This is a genomic window from Sphingomonas panacis (assembly GCF_001717955.1).
GTDB classification, from domain to species: Bacteria; Pseudomonadota; Alphaproteobacteria; order Sphingomonadales; family Sphingomonadaceae; genus Sphingomonas; species Sphingomonas panacis.
This window is the reverse complement of record NZ_CP014168.1, coordinates 2,804,167-2,828,014: the sequence shown is the minus strand read 5'-3', so window position 1 is coordinate 2,828,014 and position 23,848 is coordinate 2,804,167. Positions and strand designations below refer to the sequence as shown.

General features: G+C 67.3%; 25 protein-coding genes and 1 tRNA gene. 12 read left to right on the top strand and 14 right to left on the bottom strand.

The genetic code is table 11. The features are described 5' to 3' along the window. The first annotated feature begins 1 nt into the window (after window position 1). On the top strand, window positions 2–400 hold the full coding sequence (locus J0A91_RS13000; protein WP_069205265.1) for a hypothetical protein: 399 nt from the start codon (window positions 2–4) through the stop codon (window positions 398–400). Window positions 401–450: 50 nt separating this feature from the next. Here the strand turns inward: J0A91_RS13000 and glmS are convergent, their stop codons facing one another. From glmS to glmU, 4 genes are read right to left on the bottom strand one after another with little or no spacing between them, the layout of a single operon-like run. Beyond that, complete coding sequence (gene glmS / locus J0A91_RS12995) at window positions 451–2,274, bottom strand: glutamine--fructose-6-phosphate transaminase (isomerizing) (RefSeq protein ID WP_069205264.1); 1,824 nt, start codon at window positions 2,272–2,274, stop codon at window positions 451–453. A gap of 11 nt (window positions 2,275–2,285) precedes the next feature. Next, entirely contained in the window at window positions 2,286–2,660 is a 375-nt protein-coding gene (locus tag J0A91_RS12990; RefSeq protein WP_069205263.1) for a type II toxin-antitoxin system VapC family toxin, read from the bottom strand. After that, the gene (locus tag J0A91_RS12985) at window positions 2,657–3,034 is read right to left on the bottom strand and encodes a ribbon-helix-helix domain-containing protein (protein WP_069205262.1); all 378 of its coding nucleotides are present in this window, start codon (window positions 3,032–3,034) and stop codon (window positions 2,657–2,659) included. Before J0A91_RS12985 ends, J0A91_RS12990 begins: the two co-directional genes overlap by 4 nt. A 25-nt stretch (window positions 3,035–3,059) precedes the next feature. Beyond that, on the bottom strand, window positions 3,060–4,436 hold the full coding sequence (gene glmU / locus J0A91_RS12980) for a bifunctional UDP-N-acetylglucosamine diphosphorylase/glucosamine-1-phosphate N-acetyltransferase GlmU (RefSeq protein WP_069205261.1): 1,377 nt from the start codon (window positions 4,434–4,436) through the stop codon (window positions 3,060–3,062). Between the two features lie 62 nt (window positions 4,437–4,498). Between glmU and J0A91_RS12975 the strand changes: the two genes are divergently transcribed. Both J0A91_RS12975 and J0A91_RS12970 read left to right on the top strand, forming a co-directional pair. Continuing rightward, window positions 4,499–5,167 (top strand): HAD-IA family hydrolase, encoded by a 669-nt coding sequence (locus tag J0A91_RS12975; protein WP_069205260.1) that lies wholly within the window; start codon window positions 4,499–4,501, stop codon window positions 5,165–5,167. Then, window positions 5,164–5,520 (top strand): VanZ family protein, encoded by a 357-nt coding sequence (locus J0A91_RS12970; RefSeq protein ID WP_069205259.1) that lies wholly within the window; start codon window positions 5,164–5,166, stop codon window positions 5,518–5,520. Before J0A91_RS12975 ends, J0A91_RS12970 begins: the two co-directional genes overlap by 4 nt. A gap of 83 nt (window positions 5,521–5,603) precedes the next feature. Here the strand turns inward: J0A91_RS12970 and J0A91_RS12965 are convergent, their stop codons facing one another. The 4 genes from J0A91_RS12965 to J0A91_RS12950 are packed head-to-tail and all read right to left on the bottom strand — an operon-like array spanning window position 5,604 to window position 8,169. Then, window positions 5,604–6,623, bottom strand: a complete 1,020-nt coding sequence (locus J0A91_RS12965; RefSeq protein WP_069205258.1) for a nucleotidyltransferase domain-containing protein — start codon at window positions 6,621–6,623, stop codon at window positions 5,604–5,606. Then, window positions 6,608–7,468 (bottom strand): HprK-related kinase A, encoded by an 861-nt coding sequence (locus tag J0A91_RS12960; protein WP_069205257.1) that lies wholly within the window; start codon window positions 7,466–7,468, stop codon window positions 6,608–6,610. Before J0A91_RS12960 ends, J0A91_RS12965 begins: the two co-directional genes overlap by 16 nt. Then, entirely contained in the window at window positions 7,465–7,737 is a 273-nt protein-coding gene (locus J0A91_RS12955; protein ID WP_240501998.1) for an HPr-rel-A system PqqD family peptide chaperone, read from the bottom strand. The genes J0A91_RS12960 and J0A91_RS12955 overlap by 4 nt, the downstream gene beginning before the upstream one ends. 6 nt (window positions 7,738–7,743) lie before the next feature. Beyond that, window positions 7,744–8,169, bottom strand: coding sequence for a hypothetical protein (locus J0A91_RS12950; RefSeq protein ID WP_069205256.1), 426 nt, complete (start codon window positions 8,167–8,169; stop codon window positions 7,744–7,746). 204 nt (window positions 8,170–8,373) lie between these two features. Between J0A91_RS12950 and J0A91_RS12945 the strand changes: the two genes are divergently transcribed. From J0A91_RS12945 to J0A91_RS12910, 8 genes are all read left to right on the top strand, one after another. Beyond that, window positions 8,374–9,597 carry an ATP-binding protein gene (locus tag J0A91_RS12945; RefSeq protein WP_069205255.1) on the top strand — a complete coding sequence of 408 codons (1,224 nt, stop codon included), beginning with the start codon at window positions 8,374–8,376 and terminating at the stop codon, window positions 9,595–9,597. 76 nt (window positions 9,598–9,673) lie between these two features. Further along, a complete protein-coding gene (locus J0A91_RS12940; protein WP_069205254.1) occupies window positions 9,674–10,729 on the top strand; it encodes a substrate-binding domain-containing protein in 1,056 nt (351 codons plus the stop codon). Window positions 10,730–10,751: 22 nt separating this feature from the next. Further along, window positions 10,752–12,128 (top strand): phosphate ABC transporter permease subunit PstC, encoded by a 1,377-nt coding sequence (gene pstC / locus J0A91_RS12935; RefSeq protein WP_069205253.1) that lies wholly within the window; start codon window positions 10,752–10,754, stop codon window positions 12,126–12,128. 108 nt (window positions 12,129–12,236) lie between these two features. Further along, a complete protein-coding gene (gene pstA, locus J0A91_RS12930) occupies window positions 12,237–13,511 on the top strand; it encodes a phosphate ABC transporter permease PstA (protein WP_069205252.1) in 1,275 nt (424 codons plus the stop codon). Then, window positions 13,505–14,275, top strand: a complete 771-nt coding sequence (gene pstB, locus J0A91_RS12925; protein ID WP_420852834.1) for a phosphate ABC transporter ATP-binding protein PstB — start codon at window positions 13,505–13,507, stop codon at window positions 14,273–14,275. The genes pstA and pstB overlap by 7 nt, the downstream gene beginning before the upstream one ends. A gap of 11 nt (window positions 14,276–14,286) precedes the next feature. Then, on the top strand, window positions 14,287–14,988 hold the full coding sequence (gene phoU / locus J0A91_RS12920) for a phosphate signaling complex protein PhoU (protein ID WP_069205251.1): 702 nt from the start codon (window positions 14,287–14,289) through the stop codon (window positions 14,986–14,988). Window positions 14,989–14,992: 4 nt separating this feature from the next. After that, the gene (phoB, locus tag J0A91_RS12915) at window positions 14,993–15,685 is read left to right on the top strand and encodes a phosphate regulon transcriptional regulator PhoB (RefSeq protein WP_069205250.1); all 693 of its coding nucleotides are present in this window, start codon (window positions 14,993–14,995) and stop codon (window positions 15,683–15,685) included. Between the two features lie 143 nt (window positions 15,686–15,828). Beyond that, window positions 15,829–16,167, top strand: coding sequence for a hypothetical protein (locus J0A91_RS12910; protein ID WP_069205249.1), 339 nt, complete (start codon window positions 15,829–15,831; stop codon window positions 16,165–16,167). Between the two features lie 48 nt (window positions 16,168–16,215). On the opposite strand, the gene J0A91_RS12905 is transcribed toward J0A91_RS12910, so the two are convergent. Genes J0A91_RS12905 through J0A91_RS12890 form a run of 4 tightly spaced genes read right to left on the bottom strand, consistent with a single transcriptional unit; the run spans window position 16,216 to window position 21,715 of the window. After that, complete coding sequence (locus J0A91_RS12905; protein ID WP_069205248.1) at window positions 16,216–16,821, bottom strand: ATP-binding cassette domain-containing protein; 606 nt, start codon at window positions 16,819–16,821, stop codon at window positions 16,216–16,218. After that, a complete protein-coding gene (gene modB / locus J0A91_RS12900) occupies window positions 16,811–17,500 on the bottom strand; it encodes a molybdate ABC transporter permease subunit (protein ID WP_069205247.1) in 690 nt (229 codons plus the stop codon). Before modB ends, J0A91_RS12905 begins: the two co-directional genes overlap by 11 nt. A gap of 58 nt (window positions 17,501–17,558) precedes the next feature. After that, a complete protein-coding gene (modA, locus tag J0A91_RS12895; RefSeq protein WP_069205246.1) occupies window positions 17,559–18,314 on the bottom strand; it encodes a molybdate ABC transporter substrate-binding protein in 756 nt (251 codons plus the stop codon). Between the two features lie 32 nt (window positions 18,315–18,346). Further along, on the bottom strand, window positions 18,347–21,715 hold the full coding sequence (locus J0A91_RS12890; protein ID WP_069205245.1) for a polysaccharide deacetylase family protein: 3,369 nt from the start codon (window positions 21,713–21,715) through the stop codon (window positions 18,347–18,349). Window positions 21,716–21,933: 218 nt separating this feature from the next. On the opposite strand from J0A91_RS12890, the gene J0A91_RS12885 reads away from it, so the two are divergent. Then, window positions 21,934–22,010 (top strand) — tRNA-Pro (locus J0A91_RS12885). 133 nt (window positions 22,011–22,143) lie between these two features. On the opposite strand, the gene J0A91_RS12880 is transcribed toward J0A91_RS12885, so the two are convergent. Beyond that, window positions 22,144–22,680: a peroxiredoxin gene (locus J0A91_RS12880; protein WP_069205244.1), complete on the bottom strand. Its 537-nt coding sequence runs from the start codon at window positions 22,678–22,680 to the stop codon at window positions 22,144–22,146. A gap of 71 nt (window positions 22,681–22,751) precedes the next feature. Next, window positions 22,752–23,717: a CsgG/HfaB family protein gene (locus tag J0A91_RS12875; RefSeq protein WP_069205243.1), complete on the bottom strand. Its 966-nt coding sequence runs from the start codon at window positions 23,715–23,717 to the stop codon at window positions 22,752–22,754. Window positions 23,718–23,848 lie beyond the last annotated feature (131 nt).

The following is a 23,848-nucleotide window of genomic DNA, read 5'->3' as shown; positions in this document are numbered from 1 at the left end:
GATGTTCAAGAAACTCGCAATGGCGACATTGATCGCCACCGTCGCTATCCCGACCACCGCCTTTGCCGGTGGCCAGGATTATGATCGCAGCAGCCAGTGGCATCGCGAGCAGGCCGAGCGCGATTCGTCGTACAACAACGGTAACCGCCGCTATCGTGATAACGACCGTAGCTATCGCAACAGCAGCCGTCGCTATCAGGATCGTCGCTACTATCAGGACTGCAAGCGCAGCAGCGGCACGACCGGCACGATCGCTGGCGGCGCGGGCGGTGCCGTACTCGGTAACGTGCTCGGCGGTGGTGTGCTCGGCACGGTTGCAGGCGGCGTCGGCGGCGCGCTGCTCGGCCGCACGCTCGACAAGAACCATGATCGTGCGCAGAACCGTCGTAACGGCTGCTGATCTCGCATCATGTCCCCCGGACCTGGTCCGGGGGACATGATTCCGCCGATTTACTCGACAGTTACCGACTTCGCGAGGTTGCGCGGCTGGTCGACATCGGTGCCCTTGGCGACCGCGACATGGTACGCCAGCAACTGCACCGGCACCGCATAGACGAGCGGCGCGATCAGCGGGTGGACCTTGGGCATGGTGATCGTCGCGATACACCCCTCGCCCGCCGCCTGCACCCCGTCATAATCCGAGATCAGCACGACCTTGCCGCCGCGCGCCTGCACTTCCTGCATGTTGCTCACGGTCTTGTCGAACAGCGGACCCGACGGCGCGATGACGATCACCGGCACGGCATCGTCGATCAGCGCGATCGGGCCATGCTTCATCTCGCCAGCGGCATAGCCTTCGGCGTGGATGTAGCTGATTTCCTTGAGTTTCAGCGCACCTTCGAGCGCGAGCGGATAATCGGTGCCGCGCCCCAGATACAGCACGTCGCGCGCACCGGCGATGAGATGCGCCATGTCGGCGATCGTCTCGTCATAGGCGAGCGCGCCGTTGAGCGCGGCCGGCGCCTCCGACAGATGCTTGACGATCGCCTTTTCCTCGGCGGCGTTGAGCTTGCCCTTGGCGCGCGCAAGGTTCGCCGCCAGCGCCGCCAGCACGGCGAGCTGGCAGGTGAACGCCTTGGTCGAGGCGACGCCGATCTCGGGGCCGGCGTGAGTCGGCAGCAGCAGATCGGCCTCGCGCGCCATGCTGCTGGTCGGCACGTTGACGACCGCGGCAATCGTCTGCCCCTCGGCCTTGGCGTGCCGTAACGCCGCGAGCGTGTCGGCGGTCTCGCCCGACTGGCTGATGACGATCATCAGACCGCCCTCCTCCATCACCGGCTGACGGTAGCGGAACTCGCTGGCGACATCGAGATCGACCGGCACGCGCGCGAACTGTTCGAACCAGTATTTCGCGACCATGCCGGCATAGTAGCTCGTCCCACACGCGACGATCGTCACGCGTTTGACCGTGCTCAGGTCGAACTCGGGGATCGGCAACGTCACCCGGTCTTCCATGCGCTGAAGATACGAGCGAAGCGTCTGCGCGACGACGATCGGCTGCTCATAAATCTCCTTGAGCATGTAGTGGCGGTGATTGCCCTTGGAGATCAGCTCGCCGGTCACGCCCGAGATGGTGACGGCGCGCTCGACGGGGGTGTTATCGCGATCGAAGATCTGCGCACCGTCCTTGTCGATGACGACCCAGTCGCCTTCATCGAGATAGGCGATACGCTGGGTGAGCGGCGCGAGCGCGAGCGCATCCGAGCCGAGATAGGTCTCGCCATCACCATAGCCGACCACCAACGGCGAACCGAGCCGCGCGCCGATTAGCAGATCGGGATGCTGTCGGAACAGGATCGCCAGCGCGAACGCACCGTGAAGGCGCGGCAGCACCTCACGCACCGCATCGGCGGGCGCGAGCCCAGCCTCGACCTTCTCGCTGATCAGATGCGCGACCACCTCGGTATCGGTCTCGCTGGTGAAGACGCGGCCGCGCGCGATCAGTTCGTCGCGCAGCGGCTTGAAGTTCTCGATGATGCCGTTGTGGACCAGCGCGACTTCCTCGGTCGCATGCGGATGCGCGTTGTTGGTGGTCGGCCCGCCATGCGTCGCCCAGCGCGTGTGCGCGATGCCGGTGGTGCCGGGCAACGGATGCTCGGCGAGTTCGGTCGCGAGATGGACGAGCTTGCCCGACGCGCGCCGCCGCTCGATCCGACCTTCGAAATCGGTGGCGATGCCAGCCGAATCATAGCCGCGATATTCGAGCCGCTTCAGCCCATCGAGCAGACGATCCGCGACCGGCTCCTGGCCGACGATTCCAACGATTCCACACATGCGCCCGTCCTTTACTGCTCGATCCTGTACGGAACCCGAATGCCGGGCATCGTCTCGGGAAAGTCCTTGGTGTTTCGCGTTACCAGTACACGATTGTTGACCTGCGCCGACGCGAGGATCACCGCATCCGCCAACTTGAGCCGGCGCCGCTCATTGCGCAATTCGGCAGCGCGCGTGGCAATGGCGAGCGTGAGTTCATCGACGTTGAAGCTTGCAAGCAATGCGCGCGTCGCGGCCAGTGACGCGGGCGACACGCCGGACATCACCTCGATCCACGTCACGCGGCTGATCCACCATTCCGCCGCGCTTTCGAGCTCAGTCGCTGCAGCACCGATCCCGTTCAAAGCGTCGATCAGGATGTTGCTGTCGAACGACGCCGCCGTCACAGCTTGGTCTTGTAGCGTTCGGGATCACGCGCGCGGTGCATTTCATACTCGCGGTCGTCCTGCTCATCGAAAACGTCGGGAAACTCCGCCCGAACCTCGGGGTAATCGACATCCCAAGGCCGAGTCCAACCCGCGCGCTCGCGCCGCTGCCATTCCACCGCGTCGCCGATATCGGTACGATTCTTCCAAGCGCCAAAGCCGGCACGAAGCCCCGCCAGACGGCGTTCGCGGTCGCTCGATTCGCTGCTGTCATCGAGCAGACGATCAACCGCCTCGCGAATCAAAGCAGACCGCGACAACCCGCGTTGCCCGGCAAGATCATCGAGTCGCGAGGTTCGATCTTCACCAAGGGAAATCAGGACTCGTGATGCCATGCACGCAAGATATCATGCACTGATATCATTTCCCAGCATCCTTCTTGGCCTTCGCGGCCGCCCGGAAGCGCGGCGCCCAGCCATCGCGGGTCTCTTGCCGGCCGCGCGCCACCGCCAGTGCATCGGCGGGCACATCCGCGGTGATGACCGATCCCGCCGCGATCAACGCGCCGTCGCCGATCGAGACCGGCGCCACCAGTGAGGCGTTCGAGCCGATGAACGCGCCCGCGCCGATCCGAGTCAGCGACTTGTTGTAGCCATCGTAATTGCAGGTGATCGTACCCGCACCGATGTTGGCGCCCGCCCCGACTTCGGCATCACCGAGATACGTCAGATGGTTGGCCTTGGCGCCCTTGCCGAGCACCGCCTTCTTCATCTCGACGAAATTGCCGACATGCGCATCCTCGCCGACCACCGCGCCGGGGCGCAGCCGGGCATACGGCCCGATGATCGCGCCCCGCGCGACGGTCGCGCCCTCGATGTGGCTGAATGCCCGCAGCGTCACGCCGTCGGCGATCGTGGTGCCGGGGCCGAAGACGACGTTGGGCTCGATCATCACGTCGCGGCCAATCACCGTGTCGTGCGCGAACCACACCGTCTCGGGCGCGATCAGCGTCGCGCCATCGGCCATTGCGGCGGCGCGGCGCGCCTGCTGCCACGTCGCCTCGACCGTCGCCAGCTCGGCGCGGCTGTTGACGCCCGCGACCTCGGCGGCATCGGTCTCGATCACCACCGAGGTGCGCCCCTCGGCGATCGCGAGCATTACGATGTCAGGGAGGTAATATTCGCCTGCCGCATTGTCGTTGCCGACCTTGGCGAGCAGCGGGAACAGATCGGCGGAGCGCACCGCCATCAGCCCGGAATTGCACAATGTCTGGGCGCGCTCGTCGGGCGAGGCATCCTTATACTCGACCATCTTGACGATGCGACCGTCGGCGTCAGCGATGATGCGGCCATAAGCGGCGGGATCGGCCGGGCGGAAGCCGAGCACCACCGTCGCCGGCGCATCGTCACCGGCGAGCCGGTCGAGCATCCGCCGCATCGTCGCCGCGCTCACCAGCGGCACGTCACCGTAGAGGATCAGCACCGCGCCGTCGAAGCCGGCCAGCGCGGTTTCGGCCTGCGCGACGGCGTGGCCGGTGCCGAGCTGTTCGGCCTGGAGCGCGGTCGTCGCGCCGAGCGGTGCCACCGCCGCCTCGACCTGCTCGCGGGCAGCGCCGGTCACCACCACCACCCGCTCGGGCGCGAGCGATTCGACGTTCGTCAGCAGGTTGAGCAGCATCGGCCGCCCGGCGACCGGATGGAGCACCTTGTGGAGATCGGACTTCATCCGCGTGCCCTTGCCCGCAGCAAGGATGATCGCGGCCAACGGGGGTGCAGAAGCGGGGGAATTTACGTCCATGGCCGCAGCCCTGCCACGAGAGGGTTGCCAATTCCATAGCGCCAGTGTCAGGCGCGCCGATCATGACGGATTTTTCCTTCGATATCGTCGGATTCGACCTCGACGGCACTTTGGTCGACAGCAGTGGCGATCTCGCCGCGGCGGTGAACGCGATGCTTGCGAGCGACGGGCGGCGAACGCTCACCGTGCCCGAGGTGGTCGCGATGACCGGCGGCGGCGTGGCGCGGCTGGTGCGGCTCGCGCTCGCGGCGACCGGCGGCGCGACGGACGAAGCGGCCACGCGGCTCCAGGCGGTGATGCTCGCGTCATACGAGGCGAACATCGCGGTTTTGACCCGACCCTATCCGGGCGCAGTGGCGGCGATCGAGGCATTGCGCGCGCGTGGCGTGCGGGTGGCGATCGTCACCAACAAGCTCGCAGCGCTGTCGGAAAAGCTGCTCGCGGACCTCGCGTTGCGCGACCTGTTCGACACGGTGATCGGTGGCGATACGATGGGGCCGGGCAAGCAGAAGCCCGATCCCGCGCCGATTCAGGAAATGGTCCGGCGCATGGGTGGCGGGCGCGCCGCGTTCGTCGGCGATACGATGTTCGATGTGACGGCCGCCAAAGCCGCCGGCGTGCCGGTGGTGGTGGTGGATTTCGGGCGCGAATCCGTAGAGGGCTTCGGCGCCGACGCGGTGATCGACCATTTCGACGCGCTGATCGCGACACTGGAGGGACTGGGGGCATGACCAAGACGACGTTGACGGTCCGGCTGCTGTTGTGGGCGGCCATCGTCTTCGCGGTGACGATGGCGGTGCTGCCGCACCCGCCGCACATGCCGATCGACCGGTTCGGCGACAAGTTCGAGCATATGACCGCGTTCGCGGTGATCTCGGCGCTGGCCGCGTGCGCCTATCCGCGCTTCCCGCTGATGCGGATCGGTGAGCGGCTGTCGTTCCTCGGCGCGCTGATCGAGGTGGTGCAGTCGATCCCCGAACTCCACCGCGATTGCGACATCCGCGACTGGGTGGCGGACACGCTGGCGATCACGGCGGTGCTGCTGGTGGCGGCGATGTTCCGGGCGCGGCGGAAGCTACGATAACCCCTCCGTTCGCCCCGAGCGAAGTCGAGGGGCAGACCAAGGCGCAGTGTCTCGACTTCGCTCGACACAAACGGTTTTGGAAATCAACCGCCCTGCTTGCGCCATTTGGTCCATAAATGCCGCGCCAGCATTGCCGGTGGCATGCGCAGCCAGTGCGAGCGCAGGTAGAACGCCAGCCGCGTCCACGGGCGTGTCGCGCGACCCCAGCCGTCCCGGGCCGTGATTCGGCGCAGGCAGAGCCGGTCGCCGGGGGAGAGCGTCGCGCCGTCCCCGTAGAGCGCCGCCGCCAGCCGCAGCGCACGGCCGACCGCGTCGCCAAGGCCATGATGTTCGGCGCGCTCGACCAGCCCCTCGGCGTCGAACTCTTCGATCAGGCAGTGGACATCCCAAAGGTTGCGCATCCCGCCGGCGAGATCGCCATCGGCGAACAGGTGCGCGGCGGCGTGGACGATCACGTCGGTGCGCGACAGCATGGCCAGCCCCCCCTTGTCCTCGGCCCGCAGCGGGACCGCATCCGCCAGCAAGCCCTCGGCATCGGGGGTGATGCGTGCGGTGAGCGGCAGGATGGTGTGGTGGACGTCGATCATCCGGTCGCGGTCGCGGTGGATCAGCGGCGGCAGTTCGTGCATCCACCGCCGGTAATAGGCGTCGTCATAGGCGTCGGGCTTGACCCATTCCCAGCCGTTCGCGAGCAACGCGCGCTCGACCACGTCGAGGCTCGCGCGTGGCACGAGAATGTCGAGATCGCCGATCGAGCGCCCCTGCCCCGCCATCAGCCCGGCCGCGACGAAGGCGGTGCCCTTGAGCAGCACCACCGGCACGCCGAGCGGGGCCAGCGCGCGCCGCGCGGCCTCGGCCTCCCAGAGCGCCAGCGTGCGGCCATGTTCGGCGGAGGCGCGCGCATCGGCGAGGATTCGCGCCACCGCCGGTGGCATCGTGGTGCCGTGCAGCCGCCAAGCGAGCGTGCCGATCATCTGCTCGGCACGCGCGATCGCGATCAGCGCGGTCCAGCTCGCGGCATCCAGCGTCGCCGCGTCGCCCGGCGCGCGCAGGATGCGCGCCAGCAACCAGCCGTTCGCGCCAACGTTCACAGCGCGCCCCACAACGCCTCGACCTGCGCGAGCGCGTGGTCGGTGTCGGGATAGTCGATCGCGCGCGCCGGGATGCCCAGCACCAGCCGGGTCAGCGCGTCGAAGCCGCGTTCGCCCATCGCGACATAATTGGTCGATGCCTGAGTCAGCCGCATGAACACCTCGCCCGGCGCGACCTCGCGAATGTCGGGCGCGAAACCGAAGCGCGGGAACAGCAACAGCGCCGGCTCGCCCGGCGTATCCATCCCCGCGACCGCAGCCGCGTCGGGGACGAGATGGCGGATCGCGCCCTTGGGCGTGCCTTCCAGCAACGGGCCGAAGCGCGCCTGAGGCATCGCCGCCTCGGCCACCGAGATCGCGGCGTTCTTGAGGCTGACGAGGCGCGGGAAAGCGTGCGCGAGCCCGCTCACCGGATCGATCAGCGCGAACTCATCGCCCATCAGCCGCCAGCCGCGCCGCGACAGCAAGGCGGCGAGCGTCGATTTGCCCGACCCGGACTCGCCCGTCATCAGCAACACGCGCCCGTCACGCTCGACCGCCGACGCATGGAGCAGCAGATACCGGCGCTGGCCGAGCGCCATTTGCAGGTTCATCGCCATTTCGGCGGCGAGCAGCCCCTGTGCGAGCGGCAGGGGCGCCGCATCGGGGATCATGAAATCGCCGCCGATCATCACCGCCGGACGGATCACCCGCCGCCACGGGCGCTGCGCGAACAGCCGCACGGTGAAATCCGGCACGCCGTCCTCGGGCCGCGGATACCCGGCGTACAGCGCGGCAAGCTGGCGGATCGGCGCGCGCCAGTCCGATCCCACGCGAAACCCGACAGGCCCGATCCTGACCGAAAAGGCGTGCCTCATGCCGTGCTCACCAGACCCGCCGCGACCAGTTCGTCGAGCCGAGCGCCGAGCGCGGCCTCATCCGCGTCGAGCAGATCATAGCTTTCGCCGAGCCGCGCGATCAGCTCGCCAAGCGTCAGCCCGTCCGGCCCGAGCGCCGCGAGGATCTCGGGCGCGGGCGGCCCGACGAGGTGCGTGATGCCGGAAGCACGGTGATAGATCGCGGTGAAGGCGTCGAGCGGCACGATCCGCAACGCGTCGGCCCGCGCGGCACGGTACACCGCCGCCACGCGAAATCAGCCGCGCGGCATCTGCAAGGATGCGAAGCAGGTGAATCCGCTCGTCCCCGAATGGAGATTGCGGACATACTTCATATAGGCTTGGCTGCGTTCATATTCGACGCTGGGCAACTGGCCACCGGCGAGCGCCTGCTTGACGTCCTCGCCCTTGAGCGGCTGGCGCGGCGGCGCGAACGCGCCCGCCGTCCCGCTCGCCACGACCGAACCGTCGGCGGCGATCCAGCCGCTGGCGCGCGCCGCATCGGGCACCGGAATCTGGCAGTGCACGATCGACACCGCTGTCGAAGCGAGCGCGGGACGGATCGACACGATCGCGCTCGCGCCGACCGCGCCGAGCATCAGCGCGCGCCGCCGCGTGGCGCCGACCGACTCAAGGCCTTCGCGCTCGGGAATGTCGTTCCGCTGCTCGCCGTCTTCGCTCATCGACCGTCCTTTACGGGCATAGCCCTTTCACAATCATAAATGGCTGGCAAGCAAGCCTGTCGCGGTCAACGATGTTTCGGATAGGGACACTCGCGCAACCCGTTCGGGCCGGGCCAGATCGAAGTTCATGCCTGTGGACACGTCCTTCGACTTCGCTCAGGACGAGCGGAACTCTCGGCCGATCGGAAGGCAGCAGGAAACCGCATGATGAACGGCTTCGGTCTTCGCACGCTCGCCGCGATCGGCATCATCGTCGTCGCGGGCGCAGCGGTGTTCCTGATCGGCGATGTGCAGGCGAGCCTCGTCACGCTGATCGGCGGCATCGCGGCGGTGCTCACCGCCGCCGGCATCGGTGATGGCGAAGACGACGCATCGCCCGTGGCGACCGCCGACCCCACCCCACCGCCCGATCACATCCCGGCGGTGATCGACGCGATCGTCGAGCCGATCCTGATCGTCACCTCGGGCCAAGTCAGTCATGCCAATGCGGCGGCGCGGACTTTGCTCGGGCAGCACATCATCGGTCAGGACGTGCGGCTCGCGATCCGCCATCCGGGCGCGGCCGAACGGCTGATGAGCCCGCCCAGCGAAGGTGCGCAGCCGCCGGTCAACCTCGTCGGGCTCGGCGCGCGCGAGCAGCGCTGGGAAATGCGGATCGGCGATGCGGCCGGCGGGCGGCGGATCGTTCACCTCGTCGATCAGACCGGCAGCTACGCGGCCGAGCGGATGCGAGTCGATTTCGTCGCCAACGCCAGCCACGAACTGCGCACCCCGCTCGCTTCGATCCTCGGCTATATCGAGACGCTCGGCGACGAGGCGGGCGACGAGAAGGAGCTACGCGAACGCTTCCTCAAGATCATGTTCGACGAGGCGCGGCGGATGCAGCGGCTGATCGAGGATCTGATCTCGCTGTCGCGGATCGAGGCGGAGAAATATCGCCTGCCCGACCGCGCGGTCGATCTCGCCGCGCTGATCGAGGAAGTGCGCGGCGGCATCCTCGATGCGCAGGGTGAAAACGCCGTGCCGATCCGCGCCGATCTCGCCGCCGAGGTGCCGCCCGTATCGGGCGATGCCGCGCAGCTCAGCCAGGTGCTGCACAATCTGATCGGCAACGCGATGAAATACGGCCGCAAGGGCGCCCCCGTCACGATCCGGCTCGAACGCCTGCCGACCGGCATGGTCCGCTTCGCGGTGAGCGACGAAGGCGACGGCATCCCCGCCGAGCATATTCCGCGCCTGACCGAACGCTTCTACCGCGTCGATACCGGCCGCAGCCGCGCGGCGGGCGGCACCGGGCTTGGCCTGTCGATCGTCAAACATATCGTCGAGCGGCATCGCGGCCGGCTCGATATCGAAAGCACGATCGGCACAGGCACCACCGTGGCGGTGATGATTCCCGCGCACGGGAGCGCCGTCATAAAACGGTAACCAAACCGTCACACAGGCTGGTGTTGCGGGTGATAGCGCGGATCGGGGGCAACACCGCCTCGCCTGGAGATACCTCATGCACGGAAGGGTTGCGATCGTCACCGCGTCAGCGCTCGCCGTGGCATTGGCGGGATGTACCGATCAGGCCAATGGCGGCGGCGCCGGCTCGCGCGACCAGATCAAGGTGGTCGGCTCCTCGACCGTGTTCCCCTTCACGACGATCGTCGCCGAACAGTTCGTCGAGAAGACGCCGGGCGTGAAATCGCCGGTGATCGAATCGACCGGCACCGGCGGCGGGCTGAAATTGTTCTGTGGCGGCGTCGGCGCCGAGCATCCCGATATCGCCGACGCCTCGCGCCGCCTCAAGCGATCCGAATATGCCGTGTGCAAGGCGAACGGCGTCGTCGATATCCTCGAAGTGCCGATCGGCCTCGACGGCGTCGCCTTCGCGGAAGCGAAAAACGGCCCCGCGCTTCCACTCACCGTCATCGATCTGTTCAAGGCGATGGCCGCCGCGCCAGACGGCAAGCCCAACCGCGCGCGCACCTGGCAGGACGTCAACCCCGCGCTGCCGCCGACCCCGATCCAGATCTACGGCCCACCCGCAACCAGCGGCACGCGCGACGCGCTCGCCGAATTGATCCTCGCGCGCGGCTGCGAAGCGCTGATGCCCGAAACGGTCGCACTGCGTGAGAAGAACCCCGACGACTTCGCGCAGAAATGCACGCGCATCCGCGAAGACGGCGCGTATGTCGATGCGGGCGAGAACGACAATCTGATCGTCCAGAAACTCCAGTCGAATTCCAATGCGGTCGGCATCTTCGGCTATTCGTATCTGGAAGAGAACAAGGACCGCCTCAACGGCCTCGCCATAGACGGCGTCGCGCCCACCTATGACACGATCGCTGGCAATCGCTATCCCGGCTCGCGTCCGCTCTACCTCTATGTGAAGAAGGCCCATCTCGGCGCGATCCGGGGCTTGCGGGAATTCCTCAACCTGTACGCCGCCTCGTGGATGCCGAATGGTCCGCTCGCCGCAAAAGGGTTGATCGCCTCGCCCCCCGACGTGCGTGCCCGTGCCGCGGCGATCGTCAGCGCGGCAACCACGCTCGATCCGCGCACCCTGCCCTGACCCTCTCCAGACCGAGCCGCCTTTGTCCCTTCTCGTCCTTTTCTTCCTGATCGCAGGACTCGGCCTGATCGCATGGCTGAGCGCGCGGATGCGCGCCGCACGCTTCCGCCGCGCGAGCAAGGCGCGCTTCAGTTCGCTGCCGTCGCATTTCGGCGGGTTTGTCGCGATGTGGACGGTGCTGCCCGCCGCCATCTTCCTCGCGGTCTGGGCATCGTGCGCGCCGGGCCTGGTCACGGATCGCGTGCTGACCGACCCCGCCGCCGTGCATCTGCCGCCGCCGGGGTTCGAGCGCGCCGCGATTCTGACCGAAGCGCGGTTGATCTCGCGGGGCGACGGCTTCGGCACGCCGACGCCACTCGCCGCAACGCTCGCACCCGCCTATGCCGCCGCGCAGACACGAGCCGACTGGATCGGCGCGACCGTCGCGTTGCTGCTTGCCTTCGCGAGCGGCGCGTGGGCGTTCACCCGCATCCGCCCGGACTTTCGCGCGCGCAACCAGATCGAGCGGCTCATCATGGCGCTGCTGCTTGCCGCCGCGCTGGTGGCGATCCTGACGACGATGGGGATCGTCGCCTCGCTGCTGTTCGAATCGGCACGCTTCTTCGGAATGGTGCCGATCAGCGAGTTTCTGTTCGGCACGCACTGGAGCCCACAGGTGATCGACCCGCGCGATCCCGGCGCATCACTCGGCGCGGTGCCGCTGTTCTGGGGGACATTCTTCATCGGCGCGGTGATCGCGATGATCGTGGCGATCCCACTCGGGCTGATGAGCGCGATCTACCTCACGCAATATGCCGCGCCGCGGATGCGGATGTGGATGAAGCCGCTGATCGAGGTGCTCGCGGGCGTGCCGACCGTGGTCTACGGCTATTTCGCCGCGCTGACGGTCGCGCCGCTGGTGCGCGATTTCGCGGTCGCGATCGGGGTCCGCTGGGCGAGTTCGGAAAGCGCGCTCGCGGCGGGCCTCGTGATGGGAATCATGATCATCCCGTTCGTCTCCTCAATGGCCGACGATTCGATCACCGCCGTCCCCGCCGCGATGCGCGACGGCAGTCTTGCGATGGGCGCGACCCAGTCCGAAACGATCCGCCGCGTGCTGCTGCCCGCCGCGCTCCCCGGCGTGGTCGGCGGCATCTTGCTGGCGGTGAGCCGCGCGATCGGCGAGACGATGATCGTGGTGATGGCCGCCTCGGGCGTCGCCACGCTGACGCTCAACCCGTTCGCCAGCACGACCACCGTCACCAAGCAGATCGTCGACCTGCTCACCGGCGAGGCCGAGTTCGACAGCCCCAAGACGCTCGCCGCCTTCGCGCTCGGACTGACCCTGTTCGTCATCACCCTGCTGCTCAACATCGTCGCGCTGACGGTCGTCAAACGGTATCGCGAGGCTTATGAATAGGGCGCCATCCTTTCACCGTTCGCCCCGAGCGAAGCCGAGGACCGTCTCGGCTCCGCTCGACGGAATGCCTCGACTTCGCTCGGCACGAACGGGTTGGGGGAGCGGCGTATGACTGAGCGTGCGTCCATCTCCAGCACACCCGCACCAACCGACTGGCGCGACGCCGCGCACCAGCGGCGCATGGCGAAGCGCTATGCCGCCGAGCGCCGCTTCCGTTGGCTCGGCCTCGGCGCGGTGTTGATGTCGGCCGGGTTCCTCGTCGTGCTGCTCGTCTCGATGCTCTCGGCAGGGCTCAGCGGTTTCGTTCAGACGCAGATCGCGCTGCCGATCGATTTCGCGCATAGCCGGCTTGCGATCGATCCCGCCAAGCTGCGCGGCCGCGGCGCCGACCTCGCGCTCGCCGCCGCCGATCTCGGCGCCGCGACCGATGCCGCCGCGATCGCGGCTTACGGCCCGGACGGCGACAAGCTGTTGTCGGATGGCGCATGGACGCGGGTGCGCGATCAGCTCAAGGCCGATCCATCGCTGCTCCGCCGCCGTGCGACCGTGTGGGTGCCCGCCGCCGACCGCATCGACATCGCCGCCAAGCGCGAGGGCGCGCCCGCCGACGAGGCGATCGTCGCTAAACTCGACGCCGCGCGTGCACTCAAGACCAGCTTCAACAGCTTCTTCCTCACCAGTTCGGATTCGACCGACCCGACGATGGTGGGCATCTGGGGTGCGCTCAAAGGCTCGCTACTGACGATGTGTGTCACGCTGCTGATCGCCTTCCCGGTCGGGGTGCTGTCGGCGCTCTATTTGGAGGAATACGCGCCGCATAATCGGTGGACCGATCTGATCGAGGTCTCGATCAACAATCTCGCGGCGGTGCCCTCGATCATCTTCGGGTTGCTTGGCCTCGCGGTGTTCCTCAACACCTTCCATCTGCCGCGTTCGGCGGCGATCGTCGGCGGGTTGACGCTGGCGCTGATGACGATGCCGGTGATCGTCATCGCCAGCCGTAACGCGATCAAGGCGGTGCCCCCTTCGATCCGCGATGCCGCGTTCGGGATCGGCGCCAGTCCGGTGCAGGTCGTGTTCCACCACGTCCTGCCGCTGGCGATGCCGGGCATCCTCACCGGCACGATCATCGGCATGGCCCGCGCGCTCGGCGAGACCGCGCCGTTGCTGATGATCGGCATGCGCGCGTTCATCACCGCGCCGCCGGGGGGGCTGCGCGATCCGGCGACGGTGCTGCCGGTGCAGATTTTCCTGTGGTCCGATCAGGTCAATCGCGGCTTCGTCGAGAAGACCAGCGCCGCGATCCTCGTCCTGCTCGTCTTCCTGCTCGCGATGAACGGCGTCGCGATCTACCTCCGCAACAGATTCGAGACTCGCTGGTGACCGCTGCTTCCCACAAGATTTCCGCTCGCCACGTCAACGTCTTCTACGGCGACAAGCAGGCGATCAGCGACGTGTCGATCGATTTCGACCGCGACGTGGTGACTGCGCTGATCGGCCCGTCGGGCTGTGGCAAATCGACCTTCCTGCGCACGCTCAACCGCATGAACGACACGATTCCCTCGGCGCGCGTCGAAGGCGAGATCGATCTCGACGGCGAGGATATTTACGCGCCCGAGATGGACGTGGTGCAATTGCGCGCGCGCGTCGGCATGGTGTTCCAGAAGCCGAACCCGTTCCCCAAGTCGATCTTCGAGAACGTCGCTTACGGTCCGCGCATCCACGGCCTTGCCTCCAACCACGCCCAGCTTGCCGACATCGTCGAGCGCTCGCTCAATCGCGCCGGCCTGTGGGACGAGGTGAAGGATCGCCTGTCCGACAGCGGCACCGCACTTTCGGGCGGTCAGCAACAGCGGCTTTGCATCGCCCGCGCGATCGCGGTCGATCCCGAGGTGATCCTGATGGACGAGCCGTGCAGCGCGCTCGACCCGATCGCGACCGCCAAGATCGAGGAACTGATCCACGAACTGAAGGGCCGCTACGCGATCGTCATCGTCACGCACAACATGCAGCAGGCGGCGCGCGTTTCGCAGCGCACCGCCTTCTTCCATCTCGGCGCGTTGGTCGAATCGGGTTCGACCTCGGACATCTTCACCAATCCGCGGCAGGAACGCACCAAGGATTACATCACCGGCCGGTACGGCTGAAGGACGCGCGCATGGGCACTTACGAACATACCATCAAGGTCTTCGACGACGAGATCGGCCAGCTCCGCGGGCTGATCGCGCAGATGGGCGGGCTTGCCGAACAGGCGATCGGCCACGCGATCGAGGCGCTGAAGCGCCACGATCTCGAAACCGCCGCCGAGATTGTCCGCAACGACAAGAAGATCGACCAGCTCGAAGTGCAGGCCGAGGAACTCGCCGTGCGCATCATCGCGCTGCGTGCGCCGCTCGCCGACGATCTGCGCGACGTGGTGGCGGCGCTCAAGATCGCCGGGGTGATCGAGCGGATCGCCGATTACGCGAAGAATATCGCCAAGCGCACGCCCTTGATCGATTCGCACGGCGAGATCGAGCCGCTGTCAGTGCTGCCGGCGATGGCCGCGCTCGCGATCGAAATGGTGCATGACGTACTCGACGCGTTCGCCGCGCGCGATGCCGAGGCGGCGCAACAGGTCTGCGCGCGCGACCGCGCGGTCGACGATTTCTACAACAGCCTGTTCCGTGTGCTGGTCACGCACATGATGGAAAATCCCGCGACGATCGGCCAGGTCACGCACCTGCTGTTCATCGCCAAGAATCTGGAGAGGATCGGCGATCACGCGACCAACATCGCCGAGATGGTCTATTTCGCCGCGACCGGCACGCACATGGCCGAGCGCGATCGCGGCGCTTTCGTAACGCGTCAAGGGGAGTAAGCACATGGCCCGGGCCAAGATGTTGCTGGTGGAAGACGATGCCGCGCTTGCCGAATTGCTGATCTGGCACTTCAAGCGCGAGGATTTCGACGTGAAGCAGACGCCGGACGGCGAGGAGGCGCTGCTGCTCGCCAAGGAAGCGACACCCGACATCGTCCTGCTCGACTGGATGGTCGAAGGGCTTTCGGGGATCGAGGTATGCCGGCGCCTCCGCCGCATGCCGGAAACCGCCAACGTGCCGATCATCATGCTGACCGCGCGCGGCGAGGAAGAGGATCGCGTGCGCGGGCTGGAGACCGGTGCGGACGATTACGTCACCAAGCCGTTTTCCCCGCGCGAACTGGTCGCGCGCGTCGGCGCGGTGCTGCGCCGGGTGCGGCCGGCGCTGGCGGGCGAGCAGCTCACCTATTCGGACATCGAGATGGACACGGTCGGCCACAAGGTCCGCCGCGCGGGCGAGGTGATCCCGCTCGGGCCGACCGAATTCCGCCTGCTCAAGCATTTCCTCGAACATCCGGGCTGGGTGTTTTCGCGCGAGCGGCTGCTCGATGCGGTGTGGGGGCACGACAGCGACATCGAGAGCCGCACCGTCGACGTCCACATCCGCCGGCTGCGCAAGGCGATCAACGGCGACGACCGGCCGGACATCATCCGCACGGTGCGCTCGGCGGGCTATGCGCTGGACTCGGGTGCATGACCCATCCTGTTCGGATAGACCGGCGCGCAAGCCGGTCCATCGCAATTTTCGAATCGGCACCGAAACGAGGGAGCCTTGGGCGCTGACGTGCGTTAGTCCGGCGCGCAGCGGATAAAGCTGCCCGTTATTGCAGGAGTGAACCGATGAAGCTGATGATGCTCGCCGCGCTGGCGGTTGCTACCCCCGTCGCCGTTTTCGCCCAGACCGCCACCCCCGACGCGCAGACCGCGCCCGCGACCGCGCCAGCGGACGCCGCTGCCCCGGCGGCACCGGCCGACGCCGCCGCTCCGGCTGCGGACACGGCCACCACGGCCGCGCCAGCGGCTGCCACCGGCACCCCGCAGGTGCAGATGGGCGCGCCGGTCGCCAACCCCGCCCCCGCCGCGCCGGAAAGCTATCCGGTCTGCTCGGCGGGCGTGAAGGACCAGTGCCGCGAGGGCGCGGGCGGCGCGCACAAGGCGCATCGCAAGCACAAGAAGTAAGCCGATCGGGGCGGGCGCGCGTGCGCTCGCCCCTTTTTCATAAGTCCTCTACCCGACCGTGACGATCCGTGTGCCGATCCGTTCGGCCTCGCTCGCGTCGTGAGTCACCATCAGGATCGGCAGCCGCACCGTATCGCGGATATGCTCGATCGCGGCGAGGATCTCCTCGCGCCGCGCACGATCCAGCGACGAAAGCGGCTCATCGAGCAGCAGGAACGCGGGTGCGCCGAGCAAGGCGCGGCCGATCGCGACCCGCCGCGCCTCCCCCCCCGAGAGCGTTCGCGGCCAGCGATCGAGCAAATGCGCGATGCCGAGAAAACCGATCGCCGCCATGTCCAGCAACCCGCCCGGCGCACCGTAACGCAGATTGTCGCGCACGCGCAGATGCGGGAACAGCCGGGGTTCCTGAAAGACATAGCCGGCGCGACGACGCTCGGGCGGCAGGTCGATGCGTGCATCCGCATCGAACAGCGTGTCCCCGCTCACGCGGACATGGCCCGCATCGGGCCGCAACAGCCCAGCGATCATGTTGAGCACACTCGTCTTGCCCGCGCCCGATGGGCCGAACAACACCGTCGCGCCCGCGCCGGCTTCCAACGCGAAATCGATCCGCGTTTCGCCAAGGTGCTTGGTTAAACGCAGGTCAAACGCCACCGTGCCCCCTCCCCGCGCGGCGCACGAGCAGTTCGGACACGACCAACGCCGCCAGCGACAGCGCGACCGAGATGGCCGACAGTCGCCACACCAGCGCATCGCCGCCGGGCTGTTGCAACGCGCTGTAGATCGCCAGCGGCAGCGTCTGCGTCTCGCCCGGCACGTTCGACACGAAGGTGATCGTCGCGCCGAACTCGCCGAGCCCGCGCGCGAAACCGAGCACCAGCCCCGCCGCGACGCCGGGCAGGCTGAGCGGCAGCGTGATCGTGCGGAACACGCGCCAACGCCCTGCGCCGAGTGTCCGCGCGGCATTCTCCAGCCGCCGGTCGACCGCCTCGATCGACAGCCGCATCGCGCGCACCATCAGCGGCAACGCCATCACCCCCGCCGCGATCGCCGCCCCGGTCCAGCGGAACAGCACGGTGACGCCGAACGCGCGATCGAGCCAACCACCGATCGGCCCGGAAGGTGCGAACAGGATCAGCAGCACCCAGCCGGTCACGACCGGCGGCACCACCAGCGGCAGGTGAACGACTGCGTCGACCAGCAGCTTGCCCGGAAACCGCACGCGGGCGAGCAGCCAGGCGAGCGCGAACGCCAGCGGCAGCGTCACGGCCATCGCGACGAGGCTGACGCGGAGCGAGAGCAGCACGATCTGCCATTCGGTGGGCGTCAGCATCGCGCGAGCCACTCGTCGCGGTTCCCCCGCGAAAGCGCGGGAACGGTTTCGGTACACGTCACTTGGCCGAGAAACCGTAGCGCACGAAGATCGCCTTGCCCGCGCGACTCAACAGAAAGCGCCGGAAAGCTTCGCCCTCGGGGTTGGCCGAGGTCGCCAGCCGCGCGATCGGATAGCGGATCGGCGGGTGCGTCGCCTGCGGGAACACACCCGCGATCCGCACCTTGGCCGAGGCGCGCGCGTCGGTCGCATAGACGATGCCGAGCGGCGCCGCGCCGCGTTCGACCAGCGCGAGCGTCGCGCGGACATTTTCGGCCGAGACGATATGCGATTGTACCGCCGCCAGCACACCCAGGCTGGTCAAAGCAACACGACCGTACCTTCCAGCGGGCACCGCCGGATCTGCCATCGCCAGCGGCCCGGCGCTCAGGAACCGCGCGAGCCGCGCTCCGCCCGCTGGCGCGCGCGCGGTGCTGCCGGCGGGGGCGACGATCACCAGTCGGTTGCCGAGAAACGTCGCGCGCGTCCTGGGCGCGATCAGATGCTTCGCGGCGACTTCGTCCATCCAGTCCTCATCGGCGGAGACGAACAGGTCGGCGCGCGCGCCCGCTTCGATCTGCCGCGCGAGCGCGGAAGAGCCAGCGAACGACACGGTCGGCCGGGGATGCCCCCGTTTTGCCCAGGCATCGGCGGCGGCGGTCATCGATTCCTGCAAGCTCGCCGCCGCCAGCACCAGCGGTGGTGCGGGCGGCGCCGCGATGGCGACGCTCCCGGTCAGGAACAACAGGAGCGCGGCGAGCAGGCGTTTCAGCATATCCGTCGATATACAGCGTTCGCACCGCAGCGCTACATCGTCACTCGCCCCGTCCGCGCGAGCTTGCCCCAGCCCACTTTCGGGCCGCGCAGCGCCTGCGTGATCGCCTTGAGGACGACGTAGTACATCACCTGCCGATAGCCGATCCGCTGCGGGATCAGCAGCCAGAGCAGCTTCCAGTTCTCACGCCGCTCCAGCGCGAACGCGATCGTCGCTGCGAGCAAGTCGATCGCGGTGAACACCAGCCAATAGATCAACATCGTCTCGACATCATGCTGGGTCTGCGCCCAGCCATGCGCGCGCACCGCGATATAGGTCATGATGAAGCTGACGATCAGCGCGAGATCGATGATCGGCGAGATCGCCGCCAGCACGATCTGGAACAGGATCGCTTGCGGCAGCCCGACGCGGGCGAGCCCGGCGGGCTTGCCGCTCGCCATCACGCCGCCATGCTTCCACAGGCATTGCAGCGTGCCATACGCCCAGCGGAACCGCTGCTTGGCGAGACCCTTGAAGGTCTCCGGGCTTTCGGTCCAGGCGACCGCATATTGATCGTAATCGACTCGCCATCCCGCACGCTGGATCGCGATCGTCAGATCCTGATCCTCGGCGAGCGTATCGTCGGGATAGCCGCCGACGCTCTTGATCGCTTCGAGCCGCCATGCGCCGACCGCGCCCGGCACCACCGTCATCGCGTTGAGCCGCGCCAGCGCGCGCCGCTCGAGATTCTGTGCGGTGATATATTCGAGTGCCTGCCAGCGCGTGATGAGGTTCACGCGGTTGCCGACCTTGGCATTGCCCGCGACCGCGCCGAGCGCGGGATCGACGAACCAGCGCGCCAGTCGCGCGATCGTGGTCGGCTCGAACTGCGTGTCGGCGTCGAGCGCGATGACGATCTCGCCAGTCGCGAGCAGCAAACCCTGATTGAGCGCGCGCGCCTTGCCGCCATTTTCCAGCGTCAGCAGCCGCACGCTCGGCTCGTCGGCGAAGGCGGTACGGACGACCTCGCTGGTGCGATCGGTCGATCCGTCGTCGATCACGATCACTTCGAGCCGAACGTCGGTGCTCGCCAGCACGCCGCGCACCGCGCGTTCGATGACGGTTTCCTCGTTGAAGGCAGGGATCATCACCGTCACGAACCGCATCGGGTCGATCGCCGGGAACACCGTCCGCCCCTCGCGCCGCGCCTGGATCAGCGCCAGCGCCGACAGCGTGAGCGCGCGCGCAATGCCGATCGTGATCGCGAAAAAGAAGATCCATCCCAGCCCGACCACGATTGATCCGAGCGCGGTGAACACGAACAGATCCGCCGAAGACGCGAGCCGGTCGCTTTCCGAAATCGGCGGCATCGCCACGTCCCGGGAGATCCCGGCCAGCGCCGAGACCGGCACGAAGCGGATGCCCTTGGCGCGAAGCTGCTGGATGATCTGCGGCAACGCGTCCACGGTCTGCTGGCGGTTGCCGCCGCCATCGTGGAGCAGGATGATGTTGCGGCTGCAACTCGCGTCCGAATTGGCGTCGCAATGCGGTGGCGGCACCACTTCCGAAAGGACGGTGTTGATGATCGCCGGCACGCCCGGCCGCTTCCAATCGTCGGGATCGACGTGAAGACCGACCGAAATGTAGCCGCGGTTCTGCGCCTGCAACGCCGGCTCGATTTCGTCGGCGGTGGTCGGCTCGGCATCGCCGAAATAGGGTGCGCGGAACAACCGCAGCGATCGGCCGGTGAACGCTTGGAACAGCCGCTGCGTGGCGTTGAGCTGGAACGCGGTCTCGGTGTCGGTCGATCCCGCCATGTTGGGGTGGGTATAGCTGTGACTGCCGACCTCATGCCCCTCGCGCACCATCCGTTCGAGCAGACGGCGTTGCGTCAGCGCATTTTCGCCGATCACGAAGAACGTCGCGGGCACGTGCTCGGCCTTGAGGATATCGAGGATCTTGGGCGTCCACGTCGGGTCGGGGCCGTCGTCGAAGGTCAGCGCGACATAGCCGGGCTTATAGCCGGTGCGCTGCACGACATAGGGCGACGGCAGCCGCGAGAAATCGACTCGGTCGATCATTCCGTTGGTGGCGGTGGCGTTGCGCACGCCGGTGACCGGAACGCCCGCGATCTTGAGGATTTCGCCGTTGCCATCGATATCGACATCGGTTCCGACCGGGATCGTGTTCATGACCGACGGCGCCGGCAACGTGCGGTGCGCGCGGCCGAAAATCGACCACAGACCCGGATCTTCCGAGCCGAGCCGCCACAACGCCACCGCGCCGAGCTTGGCGCGGTTGAGGAAGCGGAGCTGGTTGTAGGCGGAAGGCGCGTCGAGCAGCCACAGGACATGGCGGACGCTGCCTTCCTGATAAGCGAAGCTGGTGTTGCCGCTCGCCTTGTCGAACACCGGCGTCGCCCCGGACTCGCGCGCGGCCTCCCACGCTTCGTCGATCGCGACCGGATCGCCACCCGAACTGCTGTCGCTGTGCCAGTCGTAGCCGTAATTGCCGATCGCGACGACGATCTTGTTGCGCGGCACGCCAGACGCCGCGCGCACGACGGCGTTCTCGAACCACGCCTGCGAGGCGATCGGGCCGGGGGGGCTGCTCAGTTCATGCTGGTCATACGCCATCAGGAAGACGCGATCGACCACGGTGGCGAACGCCTTCACATCCCACGCATTCTCGCCGACCGGAACCGCGATCGCCACCACCCAGCCGCGCTTGGCGAAGCGCGTCTTGGCTTCGCGCAGGAACGCGCGATACTCGGGCAGGCTCTTGCGCGGCAGTTCCTCGAAATCGAAGAACGCGCCGCCGGCCTGGTTCGCGGCCAGCCACGGTTCGAGCTTGTCGAGCAAAGCGCGGCGGGTGGCGGGATTATGGAGCAACGCGGCCATGCCGGCGCCGTCCCAATTGCCCTGTTCGGCATTCTGGATCATCGGCAGCAACAGCGGCCGCCGCACCGCGCGGTTGAGGATCGCCTTGCCGGCGGCATCGCGGAACACGGTGATGTGGTGGGTCGGCCCGGTGACGCTCACCCAGCCCGGGATCAGCCAGTCGAGTTCGTTGATATGCCGGCGCAGCGACGAGGCGCTCGACGGATCCCACGGCACATGGAAGGCGATGGCGAGCGGTACATCACCCGCCGGCTTGACGCCGCGTGGCGGGGCGCCGGTGAGCATCCGCGCATAATCAAGCAATTCGCGGCGCGTCCGCTTGAGCAGCGGCTCATGCGGCGGCGGCAGGCGGACAAGCGCGGCATGTTCGGATTCGACCGGCAGCAGCGGTGCGGGCGGCACGATGCCGATCGAGAGCCCCAGCGCCACGATCGACAGGATCGCCAGCACGATGAACGCGCCGACCGCCAAAGCGAAGCGCCGCCGCCGCCGCCCGGACGCATCGAAAAAAAACCGGCGCATTCGCCATATCTGCAATAATCCCCGTTACGGACCTACCCTTAACAGCGTGGCGGACTGCCTGAAAGCGGGCACCGCGATGACAAAGCATTCATGGTCCGCCCAGGATTGGCCAGTTGGCACCCCCGCCACGAAGGAACCGACGCAAAATTCGTCGCCGTGCGTACTTTTGGCTTGCGAGCGCCCCGTCGCGCCGCTAGGCGCACTCCCCTGCAATGTGTCGGGGCGTGGCGCAGTCTGGTAGCGCACTGGTCTCGGGGTCCAGGGGTCGTAGGTTCGAATCCTATCGCCCCGACCATTGCAGCGATATCCAACAAAAAGATCGAGACCCTGAGCATCGGCAGCGTCGAAAGACGCCCGTGCTCAAGCCCGCGTGTCGAATGTCGGCAGGTTTCTCGCCGCCCCTTGCGGAAGCGGCGAGATGCGCGCGCTCAGCCCTTCTTGGCTGCGAGCGCCTTCAACGCCGCCATCGTGCCCGAGACATGGCCTTCGGGGCTCGGCTCGGTCAGCGCGTAAGCGATCGTACCGTTCTTCGCGATGACGAACGACGTGCGGTTCGACCAGCCCGTCTTTTGCGGCAAGGTCACGTCATAGCCGGTGATCGTCGCGGGCGTCGCGACGCCGACCGGGAATTTGTTGCGGCATTCGGTGACCGAGAATTCCTTGATCCGCTCGGCATTGCCAGCAGTCAGGCCGATCAGCGTCGCGCCGAGTTTCTTATACTCATCGGCAGCCTCGGCGAATTCATGCGCCTCGATCGTGCAGCCCTGCGTGAACGCGGCGGGGAAGAAATACAGCACCACCGGCCCCTTCTTCAGCGCACTTTGCAGCGTGAAGGAGAAGGACTTGCCGCCTACCGCTGCCTGCGTGGTGAACAGCGGCGCCTTCGCCCCGACGGCGAGCGCGGCATGCGCGGGCGCGGCGAGCGCGAGCGAACCGGCGGCAAAGGCAGTCAGAAACTTGAGCATCGTTATTCTCCTACAGGAATCGAGGTGTCGATCCCCGCCGGCACAGTGGCGCGCCGGCGGAGAAACGGCGGTTATTGCGTCGGGCCGAGCTTGGTGTTGAGCACCCAGCCAACATTGTCGTTCTCGTCGGCGACTTCCCACCACAGGCCGTTCTTGTTGCCGGTGGGATAGAGGATCGATCCCGGCGTCAGCGTGCGGATCGGCTTGCCGCTGGCCGATGCGGTCGCGCGCATCGTCACCGGCGCGAGCGCGCTGAACGTCTTGGTCGGTGCCGCCTGCGCGGTGCCGGCGTCGCCCGGCGTGACGAGACCGAGATCGTTGACCAGCTTCGAATAGGCCTGGATGAACGCCAGCGTGACGATCTTGCCGATATCGGTGTTGTCATAGCCGCCGCCGACCACGCCGCCACCCGCGAAGCCGCCGAACACGCCGCCACCGCCGCCGAAGCTCAGCGAGTTCTTGGCGGCATAGCCGTCCTCGGTCGCGATCGTCTCGGTGGTGCGGACGTTGGTGATCGACAGGACGACGTTCGCCTCCTGCTTGCGGCTGCGCAAGCCGCCGACGAGACCACCGACCGGGCCGCCGATCAGCCCGCCGATGCCGGCACCGATGCCGCTGCCGCTCGCGTTGCTGTTGGCGCCCTGCACTTCGGCCTGAAGCACGTAATCCGCCGCCTTGATCTGGCCGACGCCGACGTTCGCGCCGCGCTGGAGACCGAGGCCTCCGCCGATATCGCGCTCGCGCTGCGCGGCCTGCAAGCCGCTGCCGCGATCGACCAGGTTGAAACAGCCAGACCGCTGCACGAGCACCTTGAGCAACTTCTGCGGCGGCGCGAGATTATACTGGGTCCATCCACGGGAATCGTCGCCATCGACGATCGAGAGCGTGCCGAGTTTCTTGTAGCAGTGCGGCACGTCGTTCGCCGTCGCGTCCTGAAGCTTCTGCGCGCCCGAGGGCTTGGCGAGCCGTTGCGCGGACCCGGCCACGGGCGCCATTGCCACACCTGCCACGAGCACCGCCGAAATCAATGTACGCATCAATAACCCCTGTCTTGATTTCACCCGCGCCGATGCTCCGGCTGTGGGCGCTCCTGAAAGATCGACCGCGACCCAAAACGCCGGGGACGTACCATTTCGCAGGTGTAATCGCCAGTCTCTTGGCCGCGCGC